The sequence below is a fragment of the Stenotrophomonas veracruzanensis genome, assembly GCF_032911525.1.
GTDB classification, from domain to species: domain Bacteria; phylum Pseudomonadota; class Gammaproteobacteria; order Xanthomonadales; family Xanthomonadaceae; genus Stenotrophomonas; species Stenotrophomonas africana.
Genome location: NZ_JAWJTI010000005.1, coordinates 48,120 through 63,164, shown reverse-complemented (window position 1 = coordinate 63,164; position 15,045 = coordinate 48,120). Strand labels below are relative to the sequence as shown.

Genomic DNA, 15,045 nt, shown 5'->3' with positions numbered 1-15,045 from the left:
GGGACGGCCTACTTCAGCAGGTCCGATTCGGTAGGGGCCTCGCCCCTGCAGGTGTCATAGCGGCGCTGCAGCAGCGTGCGCGGCTCGGTTCCGCGCAGCTGGATGACCTTGTCCTCGCGCTCGCACGGGCTGACCTTCGCACGCAGCACGAACCGCCCATTGTCGATATGGTCGATGTCACGCCCACCGATGGCCGCTTCCAATGCCTTGGCACGCACATAGCGGTTGCCCTTGGCGTCGAACAGGTAGAACGCATGCACCGGTACGTTGTAGACACCGTTGTTGTCCTGCCACACCTGCAGGTCCGGCACGCCATCGCCATTGAAATCCGAAGCGGCCAGCAGCACGGCGGCCGCCCCCTGGGCATCGGCACCAGCGCGGGTCAGGCGCGGCTGCACGCCCGTGACCGCCACGTTGCGCCCACCACGGGTCACGCTCATGCTGCGCACCCGGCAGGTCGTCACGTTGTCGGTGCCACTGCAATCGGCCACCTGGAAAACCACCTGCAGTGCAGGCGTGATCCTGCCCTCGCCGGGCCGCAGGATGATCCTGCCCTGTTTGTCGGGCGCGGCATCGGCGGTATGCACAGCGGCCTGCGCGGGCGCCGGGGCCGCCTTGGCTTCCGCCACCAGCGCCGCCACAGCACCGCCCTGCAACTGACGGGCACGCAGCAGGGTCATGTGCGTGCGGCACTGCTGTGCATCCAGCTGGGCAACGGCCGTGCCACCTTCCGGGCAGCGGCTGTCGCGCTGGCGCAGCCATTGCCGCTGCAGGTCGCGCAGCACCTGCTGGTCACTGGCCGTCAGCGCGGAGCGCGCCGCGCTGTAGGCGGCGTTGAGCGCATCGTCGTGCACCTTGAATTCAGCGTCGGCACAACGACGCTGGGCGTCCAGCGCGTTGCCCGCGGCCGCCATGCAGGGCGCATGGGCGGGGCTCAGATAGCGCGCATCGCCGGCGATCAGTTCGGCACCGCTGGGCACCTTGCGTACGGCGGGCTGGGGTGACGCCTGCGCGCTTGCCCCCAGGCACGGGCCAAGCAGAAGCAGTCCTGCCAGCAACCGGGTGACACGCCCCGGCAGGCGTTCAGAATTCAGCATGCGATTCCTTCCCTGGGGGCTTTGACCGGCCCCGTCCTGTTCCGATGATGGATGCTGCCCGCTCGCCAGCGCAACTTCAGCGACAACGGTCACAGCCCCCCATGCCGTGTTCAGGCCGGCAGCCGCTATTTCGGCAGGGCGAAGGCCATCACGTAATCGCCGTTCGGGGTTTCCATGAAATGGTGGCCGCCAGCCATGATCACCACGTATTGGCGCCCGCCCTGCGCGTATACCATCGGCGTGGCCTGGCCGCCGGCAGGCAACGTGGCGTGCCACAGCTCCTTGCCGGTCTTCAGGTCGATGGCACGCAGCAGGTCATCGGTCGCGGCGGCGATGAAGATCAGTCCGCTGGCAGTCACCACCGAGCCGCCGTTGTTCGGCGTGCCGATCTCGATCGGCAGGCCGGAGCGGATGCCGAACGGTCCGTTGCCGCGCGCACTGCCGAACGGACGGTCCCACAGCAACTTACCGGTGCGCAGGTCGATGGCACGGATACCGCCATAGGGAGGCTGCTTGCACAGCAGACCGGTGAACGGCAGCCGCCAGCCAGCGTTGACCTGGATGCCATACGGCGTGCCCACCTGCGGGTCGCCCGCGCCTTCGGCACCGCCCTTGTCGAACCGGATCTTCTCGCGTGGCAGCCAGCCCAGCCGGTCAGCCTCGGCACGTGGCACCAGCCGGTTGTAGTTGGGCATGTCGTTGTAGTTGGCCACGATCACGCCGCGGCGCGTATCGATGGACACGCTGCCCCAGTCCGAGCCACCGTTGTAGCCGGGGTACTCGATGGAATGGCGCTCGCTGCTCGGCGGCGTGTAGAACCCTTCGTAGTACGCCTTGCGGAACTGGATGCGGCAGACCAGCTGGTCGATCGGGGTGATGCCCCACATGTCACGCTCGGTCAGGTCATATTCGCGACGCAGCGTGTGGTACAGCGAGAACAGCTGGGTGGGAGAACGCTGCTCGGGTTCGACGCCGCCGACCGGTACCTTGCGCTCTTCGGCGGCGGTCAGGAGCTGGCCGTTGCGGCGATCAAGGATGTACATGTCGCCCTGCTTGGTCGGCAGCAGGATCGCCGGCACCTTGCCCGCCGCCGTCGGGTAGTCGATCAGGCTGGCCTGCGACCCCAGGTCGTAGTCCCACACATCCTTGCGCACTGCCTGGAAATGCCAGACCGGCTTGCCGGTGGCCACGTCGATCGCCACCAGCGATGTCGCGTAGCGGTTCTGGTTCTCCGTGCGCGAGCCACTCCAGTAATCGCCCGCGGCATTGCCCAGCGGCAGGTAGACCAGGCCCAGCGCCTCATCACCGGTGGCCGTGGTCCACATGTTGGGCGTGCCCCGCGTGTAGGTCTGCTCGCGCGGTGGCAGACCGCTGCGCTCGGGCTGGTCCATGTCCCACGCCCAGCGCAGCTTGCCGGTGATCGCGTCGTAGGCCTGGATCACGCCTGAGGGCGCATCGCGGCGCTGCCCGTCCAGCACCTGATGACCGGTCACGATCACGCCGCGCACGATGGCCGGCGGCGAGTTGATCGACACGTAACCCGGTGGCACCTCGCCCATGCCCAGGGTGATGTCGACCTGGCCGTTGTTGCCGAAGTTGGCGCAGGGGCGGCCGCTGTCCGCGTCCACCGCGATGATGCGACCGTCCAGCGTGCCTTCAATGATGCGCGCCCAGCACGTTGGACGACTGCCCGGCGCAGCGCTGCGGGTGACGCTGGGCGGCGGTTCCGGCAGCGCCAGATCAGCGGCGACATCGGCCAGTGCCGCGTCGGCAAGGGTCGGCATGCTGGGCTGCTCGTAATAGCTCACACCACGACAGGCAGCGGTATAGGGAATCGAAGCATCCTTTACCTTTGGATCGAACCGCCACAGTTCCTTGCCGCTGGCAGCATCAAGCGCGATCAGGCGGTTGCGTGCGGTGCACAGGTACAGGCGGTCGCCGATCTTCAGCGGCGTGGTTTCGGCGCCCCAGCGCTTCTTCGGCATATCGCCGGTACGGAACTGCCAGGCCGGCTGCAGCGTGGCCACATTGGCCGGGGTGATCTGCTGCAGCGGCGAATAGCGGGTACCCGCATTGCTGCGGCCCCACGCCGGCCAGTCGCCCTCGGCGGGCTGGTCAGCCGGCTGCAGGCCCGTGGTATCGCGCGTAGGTTCCAGTCCGGCGCTGATCGCGCCTTCCGGGAACGGCTGATGCCCATCCACTTCACCATGCGGCGCGAAAGCCAGGCCGAAGGCGGCCACGAACACCAGCATCAGCACGCCCGCCACGCTGCGCGACAAGCGCTTGGAGACCGGCTCGTGCAGGGTGGGCGCCAGCAAGGCCAGCGCGATGCCCAGCGCGGTCACCAGGCCCAGCCGCGGCACCCAGCGCCAGTAGTCGCTGCCCGACTCCCACCAGGTCCACAGCAGCGTACCGGTGAACACCAGCGCATACAGCAATGCACCGCTGCGGCGGTTGCCGAACAACAGGATTCCGCTGGCCAGCAGGCCGAGCCCGGCGATGGCGTAGTACGCCGAGCCGCCAAGGCTGAGCAGCCACGCACCGAGCCCGCCGATGACCAGGCCGAGCACGACCAGCAGCAGCGACAGCACGGTGACAAGGGGGTGCCGGGAGGCGCGAACGGGAGCAGGAGCGGACTGCGGCGTGGCAGACATCGTCGATCTCCGGGGGCAGCATGCGCCGTTATCCCACCGCCTGCGTGAAGCGCGCGCGTATGTGTGGCATCCGGATACGACGACGCCGGCACAAAGCCGGCGTCGTCGGGTACCTCAGGCTCGCGGCAGGATCACTCCTGCGCGGCGTCCTCGCTGCTGGCAGCAGCCGGTGCGCCGTCGGTCGTGGCCGGAGCGGCGGCAGCCACCTCGTCCTCGTCCTCGTCGATCGAGGCATCCATGCGCTCCACCGCCTGCAGCTTCTCGTCCTTGGACAGGCGGATCAGGGTCACGCCCTGGGTGTTGCGGCCGACGCGGCTGATTTCCGAGCCACGCGTACGCACCAGGGTGCCACCATCGGAGATCAGCAGGACTTCGTCGCTGGAGCCCATCAGCACCGCGGCGACCAGCTTGCCATTGCGCTCGGTGGTCTGGATGCCGATCACACCCTGCGTGCCACGGCCCTTGCGCGGGTAGTCCGGCAGCGGGGTGCGCTTGCCGTAGCCGTTCTCGGTCGCGGTCAGGATGTACTGCACACTGGCGTCGTCGGCGCCGTCGATCACCGCATCGCCCGTGGCGGCGGCTTCCTCGACACCATTGTCGTCCTCGTTCTCGTCCTCGATGCCACCGGCACTTTCGGCCACGATCAGGCTGACCACTTCCTCGCCGGCCGGCATCTTGATGCCACGCACGCCGGTGGCGGTACGGCCCATCGAGCGGACCTTGTCCTCACCGAAGCGCACGGTCTTGCCGTTGGAGGCGAACAGCAGGATGTCACGCTGGCCGTCGGTCAGGCCAACGCCGACCAGAGCATCGCCCTCGTCCAGGTTGATCGCGATCTTGCCGCGCGCCAGACGGAAGGCGAACTCGCCCAGCGGGGTCTTCTTGACCGTACCGTTCTTCGTGGCGAAGAACACGAACTGGCCATCGGCGTACTCGCGCACCGGCAGCACGGCCTGCACGCGCTCGCCGGGTTCCAGCGGGATCCAGTTGATGATCGGACGGCCGCGGGCGTTGGAGCCAGCCTCGGGCAGCTGGTAGACCGGCAGCCAGAACACCTTGCCCGAACTGGTGAAGGTCAGCAGCGTGTCGTGCGTGTTGACCAGCCACAGCTGTTCGATGAAATCCTCTTCCTTGGTGGACGCTGCGCTGCGGCCACGGCCACCACGGCGCTGGGCGCGGTACACGCTCACCGGCTGGCGCTTCACGTAGCCGGCATGCGACACGGTGACCACCACGTCTTCCGGCGCGATCAGGTCGAGGATGTCCAGGTCTTCTTCGCTGTGGCGGATTTCGGTACGACGTTCGTCGCCGAACTCGGCCCTGACACTGATCAGCTCTTCACGGATCACCTGCAGCAGGCGATCGGGATCTTCCAGGATGTGGATCAGCCCGGCGATCACTTCCAGCAGCTGCTTGTATTCCTCGGTCAGGCGGTCCTGCTCCAGCCCGGTCAGGCGGTGCAGGCGCATTTCCAGGATCTGGGTGGCCTGGATCTCGGTCAGCTGGTAGCCGCCTTCGATCAGGCCCACGCCCTTGGGCAGGTCATCCGGACGCGAGGCTTCGGCACCGGCAGCGCCCAGCATCGAACCGACCAGGCCCGGCTCCCACAGGCGCGCGAGCATGCGCTCGCGGGCTTCGGTGGGGTTCGGCGAGGTCTTGATCAGCTCGATCATCTCGTCGATGTTGGCCAGCGCGACGGTCAGGCCTTCCAGCACGTGGGCACGGGCACGCGCCTTGCGCAGCTCGAATACCGTACGGCGGGTGACCACTTCGCGGCGGTGGCGGACGAACGACTCCAGCATCTGCTTGAGGTTCATCAACTGCGGGCGGCCATCGACCAGCGCCACCATGTTGATGCCGAACACCGATTCCATCTGCGTCTGCTGGTACAGGTTGTTCAGCACAACCTCGGCAGATTCACCGCGCTTGATTTCGATGTAGATGCGCATGCCGTCCTTGTCGGACTCATCGCGCAGCTCGCTGATGCCTTCGATCTTCTTTTCCTTGACCAGCTCGGCGATCTTCTCGATCAGACGCGCCTTGTTCACCTGGTAAGGAATTTCGGTGACGATGATCGACTCACGGCCGTTGTCGGCCACTTCGATATCGGCCTTGGCACGGATGCGCACACGGCCGCGGCCGGTGCGGTAGCCGGCAACGATGCCGGCGGTGCCATTGATGATGCCGGCAGTCGGGAAATCCGGACCCGGGATGTACTCCATCAGGCCGTCGACATCGATTTCCGGATTGTCGATCAGCGCGATGCAGGCGTTGATCGATTCGGTCAGGTTGTGCGGCGGGATGTTGGTCGCCATGCCCACCGCGATACCGGCCGAACCATTGACCAGCAGGTTCGGGAACCGGGTCGGCATGACCGTCGGCTCCAGTTCCTTTTCGTCGTAGTTGGGCTGGAAATCGACGGTTTCCTTGTCGATGTCCGCCATCAGCTCATGCGCCAGGCGCGACATGCGCGCCTCGGTGTATCGCATCGCCGCAGCGGAGTCACCGTCGACCGAACCGAAGTTACCCTGGCCATCGACCAGCATGTAGCGCAGCGAGAACGGCTGTGCCAGACGCACCAGCGTGTCGTACACCGACTGATCGCCATGCGGGTGGTACTTACCGATGACGTCACCGACGATACGCGCCGACTTGAAGTAGGGCTTGTTGCTGTGCGCGTTCAACTCGTTCATCGCGAACAGCACGCGGCGATGCACCGGCTTGAGGCCGTCGCGCGCATCCGGGAGCGCGCGGCCCACGATCACGCTCATGGCGTAATCGAGATAGCTCTTGCGCATCTCGTCTTCCAGGTTGACCTGGATGATTTCCTTGGCGGTTTCTGCCATTCGGGTTCCGTTGTCTGGTAGCGGTCCAGTCCGGCGCAGCCCTCTGCGGGAGGGGGTCGCGCCGGAACCTCGATTCAACCTGTGGATACTACCACAACAGGCCGTTTTCCGCCTCCCTTTACGGGGATTTTACCGGCACAAATCAGGAACTTAGGGCCCCATGCCGCCCCTGTAGAGCCGAGCCCATGCTCGGCTGCGGCGGATTCACTGGCTGAGCCGAGCGTGGGCTCGGCTCCACAGACATCCGCGACCCTGCCCGCCTCAGCCGCCGAAGGCGGCACGCATGTTGTCAGCGGTCGGGTTCAGGATCACCCCGCGCTCGGTCACGATGGCATCGATCAGTTCACCCGGGGTGACGTCGAACACCGGGTTCCAGGCGGCAATGCCTTCGGCCACGGTGCGGGTCCCGCCCACGCCATACAGCTCGCCCGGGTCGCGCTGCTCGATCTCGATCTGGCTGCCGTCCACGGTGTCCATGTCCACGGTCGAGGACGGCGCCACCACCATGAACCTGACCCCGTGGTGGCGGGCGGCGATGGCCAGCTGGTAGGTGCCGATCTTGTTGGCGGTATCGCCATTGGCGCAGATGCGGTCTGCACCGACGATCACCCACTGCACCGCGCCGGTCTTCATCAGGTGCGAGGCGGCCGAGTCGGCAATCAGGGTGGCGTCGATGCCATCCTGCTGCAGCTCCCACACGGTCAGGCGCGCGCCTTGCAGCCACGGCCGGGTCTCGCCGGCGAACACGCGGGCGATGCGGTGCTGGGCCATGCCGGCACGGATCACGCCCAGTGCGGTGCCGAAGCCTGCGGTGGCCAGCGAGCCGGTGTTGCAGTGGGTCAGCACGCCGCTGCCGGCGTCGATCAGGCCCGCGCCCAGCGCGCCCATGTGGCGGTTGGCGGCCAGGTCTTCCTCCGCGATGGCCTGCGCCTCCGCTTCCAGCAGAGCCTTCCAGTCGGCGCCGGCGGCGTTCAGGCAGCGACGCATGCGCGCCAGCGCCCAGGCCAGGTTGACGGCGGTCGGGCGCGACGCGTTCAGGCGCTGCAGCGCCGGTTCCAGCTGCTGCAGCGCGTGCGCACCGTCTGCGGCCTGCACGTCACGTGCGGCCAGCACCACGCCCCAGGCCGCGGCAATGCCAATCGCCGGTGCACCACGCACGGTCAACGCGTGGATGGCGGCGGCAACCTCGTCACTGTCATGGCAGACCACATGCTCGACCACGAACGGCAGCTTGCGCTGGTCCAGCAGTTGCAGGGCATCGCCGGTCCACAGGATCGGGCGGATATGGTCGTAACGGGCGTAGTCGATGTCGGAGGCAGTGTTCATGGGCCCATTGTAGGGCCACGCCCCGCGCGGTTGGAGCCTGCCCGGGCTCAATTCACCGAGAATTCGGCGCGGCAGCCGCCGTCCACCCAGATCCCGTTGCGGTTCCAGCCCCAGGTGTTGCCTTCCTCGCACGGGGTGCTGGACAACTGTTCGGTGACGACGGCGCCGACCGAAATGCTCGCGCCACAGAAGCGGCGCTTCTTCGACTTCGACTCGCAGGTCAGACGGCGTGGCACGTCAACAAAACGGCCGTCCTCGTCAGCCACTTCGAAATCCCCCTGGCAGCCGCGGCTGGTCCACACTTCGTTACGCTTGTAGCCCCAGCCCTGCCCTTCCCGGCACGGCAACGCCGACAGTTGGCGCAGCAGGCGTACCGGCGCCCCATCCAGGCGCACCGGACAGCTCTGCGGACGACCGTTGGATTCGCAGCGCACCACGCGGCGAACCAGGCGTTTGCCTTCATTCGCTGCCGGAATGGCCCCCGCGGCGCGGCGCGCGCGGAACTCGGCGCGGCAACCCAGGGTGACCCAGACACCACTGCGGTCGGTGCCCCACTCGCTGCCACGGATGCAGCTGCTGTTGGAGAGCTGGCGGACAAGGTCGATGCCATTGCTGACATCGATATCGCAATGCACCCAGCCCATGTCGCGCGATTCGCAGGTCACCACTTCGCCGTCATACCCCACCTGCTGGGCAGACGCCGACGACGGCAGCCAGGCACCCCACAACGCAATGGAGTAGACCGGAGCCGCGACGACCGCAAACCACTTGACCAATGCCTTCCCCAACAGGAGTGGACGAATTCCGATGCGAGTGTCCCGCATCTGCCGTGATAAGAGCATCATCCTGCTTACCGAAGCAAGCGCGGAAATGCGGCAATCCGTTCAGTCTTCGATATTCAGAAAACCCTGAAGATCAGGCGTGGGCGAAGTCATAGGCCAGCACGTCGGCGATGCGTGGCGTGCGGTTCATCGCCATCAGCAGCCGATCGACACCCACCGCCACACCCGCGCACGCCGGCATTGATGGGAGTGCGGCCAGCAGTGCCTCGTCCAGCGCCGGCTGCACCTGGCCGCGTTCGTGCCGGCGCTGCAGGTCACGCTGGAAGCGCGTGCGCTGCTCCTGCGCATCGTTCAGTTCGTGATAGCCGTTGGCCAGTTCCACCGCACCCAGATACAGCTCAAAACGCTCGGCCAGCGGCGGCGTGCCGGCGCGGATGCGGGCCAGCGCCGCCTGGCTGGCCGGCCAATCGTGGACCACGGTCATCACCGTGTCATCGAAGTGCGGCTGGATGTGATGGGTCATCAGCAGGTCCAGCCAGTCGTCGCGGGTCAGCCCTACCGGGTCGATGTGCACGTCGCCGAGCGCGGCGCGCAGCGCGGCTTCGTCAGCCTCGAACGGGTCCACGCCCACATGCTGCTGGAACAGTTCGCGGTAGCTCAGCACGCGCAGGGTCGCACTGCGTCCGACCAGGGCCAGTGCCTGACCGACCAGCTCGGCGGTCTCCTGCACCAACCGGTGGTGGTCCCAGCCGACCCGGTACCACTCCAGCATGGTGAATTCCGGGTTGTGGCGACCACCCGCTTCGCCGTTGCGGAAGACCCGGCCCAGCTCGTAGCAGTCGCCCACACCTGCCGCCAGCAATCGCTTGAGCGGGTACTCCGGCGAGGTGCGCAGCCAACGGCGACGGCCACCGGCATCGACATGCCCGGTGAAATCGGTATGGAAGCTGTCGATATTGGGCTCGGTGTTGCCTGCAACCGACAGGATGGGTGTTTCCACCTCCAGCACTTCGCGCTCGGCGAAGAAGCGGCGCACCAGCGCATTGAGCGCAGCGCGCTGCTGCAGCGCGTGCAGCAGGGCCTCACTCACAGGATGCCCTCCGGGCGCGGGTGGTCCAGCGGCAGGGTCAGCAGATCGCGGGTGTCATCGATGTATCCGCTGGCCAGGTACAGGCGACGGGCGAGCTCGTTGTGGTGGTTCACTTCCAGGCGCAGGCGGCTGACGCCACGGCCACGCGCGCGCTGTTCGCAGATGGCCAGCGCCTGCTTGCCGCGGCCACGACCGCGCGCACGATGGCTCAGGTACAGCTCGTCCAGCAGCATGAAGTGGCCGCCCTGCTCCAGGCTGAAGCCCATCGCGATCACTGCGTAACCAACCACCTCGCCCGCCTCGTCCAGCCACAACAGCACTTCGCCGTTGCGAGGGTCGGCCAGCAGTGCATCCACGCCGCGACGCACGCGCGCGTCATCGAAGTCGATCTTGTCTTCGGCATAGAACTCGCGCATCAACGCGATCAACTGCTCTTCGTCGGCGCGGGTGGCCAAGCGGAAATCCAGCGGGGCGGTCTGCATCGGTATTCCTTTGTGTTTCATGCCGGGCGCGAGGCACCGGCGGGGTCATCATTCGTGTTCGGCAAGGTAGGCCAGCAGGCGGTCTTCGTCCCACACGGGCACACCCAGCGATTGCGCCTTGTCCAGCTTGGAGCCGGCCTCGGTACCGGCCACCACGAAACTGGTCTTCTTCGAAACGCTGCCGGAGACCTTGGCACCCAGCGCTTCCAGGCGCTCCTTGGCGGCATCGCGGGTGAGCTGGGCCAGGGTGCCGGTCAGCACCACGGTCTGCCCATCCAGCGGGCCGGCCACGATCTCGGCCAGCGCCGGCGCCATCGCCAGGATCCGCTGCATCGCCTTTTCGGCCGCCAGCAGCATCGCGCCATGGCCTTCGGCGTCCAGCCACGCAGCCAGACCGCGTGCGATGTCATCGGGCAGGCCTGCGTTGACGAACTGGCCATGCTCGGCGTCGAGCACGGCCTGCGCGCCAGGCAACGCAGCCACCAGCTTCTCCGCACGCAGGCGGGTGATGCCGGGGATTTCCGACTCGACCAGCAGCTGCGCCAGATCCAGCCCTTCGCGCAGCTTGGCACTGGGCGCATGCACATCACTGATGCGCACCTGGCCGACCTGCAGCAGGTCATCGATGGCCTGCTGGTTGCCCTGCTGCTCGAAGAAGTGGCCGAGCGAGCGCGCTACTTCGCCACCGATGTCCGGCACACGCTTGAACAACGGCCACGGCAGGTGGCGGATCAGCTCCAGGTCACCGAACCACTGCGCCAGCGCCTTGGCCGTGCTTTCGCCCACATGCTCGATGCCGAGCGCGAACAGCAAACGCTCCAGCGTGGCGGCACGACTGGCGTCGATCGCCGCGATCAGGTTGTCGGCCCACTTGGTGGCGATCTTCTTCGTGTTCCATTCGAAGCTGGCGGGCTGCACCAGCGCCTGCGCGCGCCAGCCCGGATCGTTGCCGTCCAGCTTCAGCACCGCATTGAGCACCGCACCACTGCCTTCGGCCGGCAAATGCAGCTTCAGCGCAGCAGCCAGTGCGGAAGGGTCCTCGGCATCCAGCACAAGCTTCAGGTGCAGCAGCTGGTCACGGTTGAGCCGGTACAGGTCGGCCACACTCTTGACGATGCTGGCGTCGACCAGGGTTTCGATGTACTTGTCGCCGAGGCCATCGATATCCATCGCACGACGCGAAGCGAAATGGGCAATGGCCTCCTTGCGCTGCGCAGGGCAGGACAGCTCACCCGAACAGCGCCATGCGGCGGCACCTTCCTCGCGCACGATTTCCGAGCCGCACACCGGGCAACGCGTCGGCATCTGCCACGGCGTGGTGCCCTGCGGGCGGCGATCGAGGATGACGCTGACCACTTCCGGAATCACATCGCCGGCCCGGCGCACGATCACGCTGTCGCCCACCCGCACATCCAAGCGTGCGATCTGATCGGCGTTGTGCAGGGTGGCATTGGACACGATCACGCCGGCCACAGCCACCGGCGCCAGTCGCGCGACCGGCGTGGCGGCACCGGTGCGGCCGATCTGGATCTCGATGGCCTCCACCGTGGTGCTCTGTTCCTGCGCCGGGAACTTGTGCGCGATGGCCCAGCGCGGCGCACGCGAGACGAAGCCCATCGCCTGCTGGCCCGCGCGGTCATCGAGCTTGTAGACCACGCCATCGATATCGAACGGCAGGCCATCGCGGCGCTCACCGATATCGCGGTAGTAACCCAGCAGGCCGTCGGTGCCTTCCACCACCTTGCACAGCTCACTGACCGGGAAGCCCCAGGCACCGAGCTGGGCCAGGGTGCCCGAATGGGTGTCCGGCAGCTCGCCGCCCTGCACTTCGCCAGTGCCGTAGGCGAAGAAACTCAGCCTGCGCTGCGCACTGATCTTCGGGTCGAGCTGGCGCAGCGAACCGGCCGCAGCGTTGCGCGGATTGGCCAGCACCTTGCCGCCCTGCAGGCGCGCACGTTCGTTGTAGGCCTCGAAGTCGGCACGGGCCATGTAGACCTCGCCGCGCACCTCCAGCACATCCGGCCAGTCCCTGCCGTGCAGACGCTTGGGAATGTCACCGATCTCGCGCAGGTTGGCGGTCACGTCCTCGCCGGTACTGCCATCGCCACGGGTCGCGCCGAGCACGAAATGACCATCCTCATAGCGCAGGCTGATCGCCAGGCCGTCCATCTTCGGCTCGGCCGAAAACTGCAGGCTGCGACGGCCCAGGCGCTCATCGATGCGGCGCACGAAATCGGCCACTTCTTCATCGCTGAAGGCATTGGACAGCGACAACATCGGTACCGCGTGGCGCACCTCCGGGAAGCGGCCGGAGGGGCGCGCACCGACCTGCTGGGTCGGGCTGTCGGCACGGGCCAGTTCCGGGTGTTCGCGCTCCAGTGCTTCCAGCTCGCGGACCATCCGGTCGTAGTCGACGTCGGGGATCTCCGGCGCGTCCAGCTCGTGGTAGGCGCGGTTGGCCTGGGCGATCTGCCGGCGAAGGTCTTCGGCGCGTTCGGCGGGGCTGGGGCTCATCGGGATCCGGTGGTTCTGGGATGGCCGGGGATTCTACCGCGCCCGGCTGTCAGGCCCGGTAACGGCCCTGCCTTTTGTGGAGTCGAGCCATACTCGACTGGCGCTTCGCTTTGGCAGGCGCCAAGCACTTCCCCGCTCCAGCAGGTACCAACCTTCTTCCCAGCTCCGATAGGTGCAAACCTTGGTTGGCACGTCTGTGGTCGAGCACGGCTCGACGCTGCAAAAGCAGCTTGCCGCCCATCCCCACCAGCGCTAGCGTGCGACGGTCTGCCCTTCGGAATCCTGCCCGTGACCCTGCCTGCTTCCCGTCGACGCTTCCTGCAACTGGCCGGTGCCGGCCTCGCTGTCGCCGGCAGCGGGCTGCCGCAGCTCGGCCATGCCCAACCCGCGACAGCCGCCGCCCCTGCCGAAGGCGCGGTGCTGCTGAATTTCAACGAATGTCCCTACGGCCCCTCGCCCGCGGCCCAACAGGCGGCACGCGACAGCATCGCCGGTTGCGGCCGCTACCGTTTCGCACTGGCCGGTCAGGTGCGCGACGCCTTCATCGAACAGGCGCGCATCCCGGCCGATCATGTGCGGCTCTATCCGGGTTCCAGCGAACCGCTGAACCGTGCCGCCGTGCTATGGACCGGCCCGCAGGCGGGACTGGTAGTCGCCGACCCGACCTTCGAGACGCTGGGCGAGGTCGCCACCGCCCACGGTGCGCACGTGCAGAAAGTGCCGCTGCGCGACAACGGCGCACATGACCTGCGTGCGATGGTCGCCGCCGCACACGCACGCCCGACCGGACTGCTGTATGTGTGCAACCCGAACAACCCCACCGGTTCGATCAGCCCGCCGGATGAGCTCGCCTGGCTGCTGGCCCACAAACCCGCATCCACCCGCGTGCTGTTGGACGAGGCCTACCTGCAGTACAGCGAACAGCCGAGCCTGATCGCACAAGTGGCGCAGCGCGATGACCTGATCGTGTTGCGTACGTTCTCCAAGCTGTATGGCATGGCCGGCCTGCGCCTAGGCGTGGCGGCCGCGCATCCCGACCGCCTTCGCGAACTGGCCAGCCTGGGCGACAACCCACTGCCGGTGCCGGCGCTGGCCGCTGCACTGGCCAGCCTGCGCGATCCGCAGTTGATTCCGCAGCGCCGCCTGCAGAATGCCAAGGTGCGGCAAGCCACCATCGCGTGGCTGGGCAAGCGTGGTTTCAGCTGCGTGCCGTCGGAAGCGAACTGCTTCGTGGTGGATGTGCAGCGCGACGGTGCCGCCTTTGCCAAGGCGATGGCAGACAATGGCGTGATCATCGGCCGCAGCTGGCCGATCTGGCCACAGCGCGTGCGCGTGACCGTCGGCACCGAAGAGGAGATGGCCGCGTTCCGCCATGCGTTCGCGAAGGCGGCCGGCGTACCGGCCTGACCCTGTTGGTGGGGGCGAACCTTGGTTCGCCCCATCCACGCATGGCGTGGATCTACTGTTGTGGGTGCCGACCGTTGGTCGGCACACCGAAAAAAGCATTTACCAGCGCGGGGTCTTGGTCAGCGGCGGAGCCTGGTGCTGACGGTCGTAGGCGCGCAGCTCGTCACGGATGTGCGCGATGCGCTGGCGGCCCAGGGCGTTGCGGCTGTCATCCAGCACCACGCCATCCAGCAGCTCGGCCATACGCTGCACGGTCGGCAGCATCTTCTCCCACGCGTCCAGCGCGGTCAGCGGCGCCGGCAGGGTCAGGAAGAAGGCGATGGCCGGAGTCTCCATGGCGCGGATGTTGGCCATGTCGAAGCTGCCCGGCTTCATGATGCTGGCCATCGAGAAGATCGGGCCGCGCTCGGGGTGGCCTTCCACCAACCGGTGGAACACGTTCATGTGACCGAACACCAGTCCGGTCTTTTCCGCCGCCACCACGATGTCCTCACCACGCAGCTGCTCGCCGGCGCGGGCGGCCACGAACAACGAGACGATCTTGTCGAAATCCTGGGTGGCGCGCTTGCCGAGGTCGCTGGCGCCCGGGTCGGTTTCACCCAGGCCGAGTTCGGCCTGCTCGCCTTCCGTACCCATACCCGGTTCGACGCGGCCATCGGCCACGGTGACGCCGTCTTCGCCCAGCACCGGCTCGCGGCGCTCGCCGCTGGTCGGTTCCGCGCCTTCCACGCGGCGCCCCTGGGGCTTCTTTTTCGGACGGCCAAACAGGAAGATCGCGGCGATCAACAGCAGGCCGGCGGCCAGGATGCCGATGCGCAACAGTGCCGTGTCGGACATTCGATAGGTT

General features: G+C 67.1%; 10 protein-coding genes. 1 reads left to right on the top strand and 9 read right to left on the bottom strand.

What is annotated here, in order from left to right:
* Nucleotides 1-8: 8 nt before the first annotated feature.
* From R1H25_RS06055 to ligA, 8 genes are all read right to left on the bottom strand, one after another.
* Nucleotides 9-1,097, bottom strand: a complete 1,089-nt coding sequence (locus R1H25_RS06055; protein WP_317223038.1) for a lysozyme inhibitor LprI family protein — start codon at nucleotides 1,095-1,097, stop codon at nucleotides 9-11.
* Between the two features lie 125 nt (nucleotides 1,098-1,222).
* Nucleotides 1,223-3,751, bottom strand: coding sequence for a membrane-bound PQQ-dependent dehydrogenase, glucose/quinate/shikimate family (locus tag R1H25_RS06050; RefSeq protein WP_317223037.1), 2,529 nt, complete (start codon nucleotides 3,749-3,751; stop codon nucleotides 1,223-1,225).
* Between the two features lie 131 nt (nucleotides 3,752-3,882).
* The gene (gene gyrA / locus R1H25_RS06045; RefSeq protein WP_049445608.1) at nucleotides 3,883-6,597 is read right to left on the bottom strand and encodes a DNA gyrase subunit A; all 2,715 of its coding nucleotides are present in this window, start codon (nucleotides 6,595-6,597) and stop codon (nucleotides 3,883-3,885) included.
* Between the two features lie 261 nt (nucleotides 6,598-6,858).
* Nucleotides 6,859-7,923 carry an S-methyl-5-thioribose-1-phosphate isomerase gene (mtnA, locus tag R1H25_RS06040; RefSeq protein ID WP_049445610.1) on the bottom strand — a complete coding sequence of 355 codons (1,065 nt, stop codon included), beginning with the start codon at nucleotides 7,921-7,923 and terminating at the stop codon, nucleotides 6,859-6,861.
* 47 nt (nucleotides 7,924-7,970) lie between these two features.
* Nucleotides 7,971-8,699, bottom strand: a complete 729-nt coding sequence (locus tag R1H25_RS06035; protein ID WP_107379842.1) for a DUF3011 domain-containing protein — start codon at nucleotides 8,697-8,699, stop codon at nucleotides 7,971-7,973.
* Nucleotides 8,700-8,838: 139 nt separating this feature from the next.
* Nucleotides 8,839-9,795, bottom strand: a complete 957-nt coding sequence (gene epmA / locus R1H25_RS06030) for an EF-P lysine aminoacylase EpmA (protein ID WP_317223036.1) — start codon at nucleotides 9,793-9,795, stop codon at nucleotides 8,839-8,841.
* A complete protein-coding gene (locus R1H25_RS06025; RefSeq protein WP_049445614.1) occupies nucleotides 9,792-10,277 on the bottom strand; it encodes a GNAT family N-acetyltransferase in 486 nt (161 codons plus the stop codon). The genes epmA and R1H25_RS06025 overlap by 4 nt, the downstream gene beginning before the upstream one ends.
* Before the next feature lie 48 nt (nucleotides 10,278-10,325).
* The gene (gene ligA, locus R1H25_RS06020; RefSeq protein ID WP_317223107.1) at nucleotides 10,326-12,797 is read right to left on the bottom strand and encodes an NAD-dependent DNA ligase LigA; all 2,472 of its coding nucleotides are present in this window, start codon (nucleotides 12,795-12,797) and stop codon (nucleotides 10,326-10,328) included.
* Between the two features lie 282 nt (nucleotides 12,798-13,079).
* Between ligA and R1H25_RS06015 the strand changes: the two genes are divergently transcribed.
* Complete coding sequence (locus R1H25_RS06015) at nucleotides 13,080-14,198, top strand: pyridoxal phosphate-dependent aminotransferase (protein WP_317223035.1); 1,119 nt, start codon at nucleotides 13,080-13,082, stop codon at nucleotides 14,196-14,198.
* 99 nt (nucleotides 14,199-14,297) lie between these two features.
* Here R1H25_RS06015 and zipA read toward each other — a convergent pair whose 3' ends face one another.
* Complete coding sequence (zipA, locus tag R1H25_RS06010; protein ID WP_088026490.1) at nucleotides 14,298-15,035, bottom strand: cell division protein ZipA; 738 nt, start codon at nucleotides 15,033-15,035, stop codon at nucleotides 14,298-14,300.
* Between the last annotated feature and the right edge of the window lie 10 nt (nucleotides 15,036-15,045).

Bases quoted from the DNA above. Each gene is read 5' to 3' on its own strand.
- zipA (WP_088026490.1), bottom strand. From the start codon at position 15,035: ATGTCCGACACGGCACTGTTGCGCATCGGCATCCTGGCCGCCGGCCTG.
- R1H25_RS06025 (WP_049445614.1), bottom strand. From the start codon at position 10,277: ATGCAGACCGCCCCGCTGGATTTCCGCTTGGCCACCCGCGCCGACGAA.
- mtnA (WP_049445610.1), bottom strand. From the start codon at position 7,923: ATGAACACTGCCTCCGACATCGACTACGCCCGTTACGACCATATCCGC.
- R1H25_RS06050 (WP_317223037.1), bottom strand. From the start codon at position 3,751: ATGTCTGCCACGCCGCAGTCCGCTCCTGCTCCCGTTCGCGCCTCCCGG.
- gyrA (WP_049445608.1), bottom strand. From the start codon at position 6,597: ATGGCAGAAACCGCCAAGGAAATCATCCAGGTCAACCTGGAAGACGAG.
- R1H25_RS06055 (WP_317223038.1), bottom strand. From the start codon at position 1,097: ATGCTGAATTCTGAACGCCTGCCGGGGCGTGTCACCCGGTTGCTGGCA.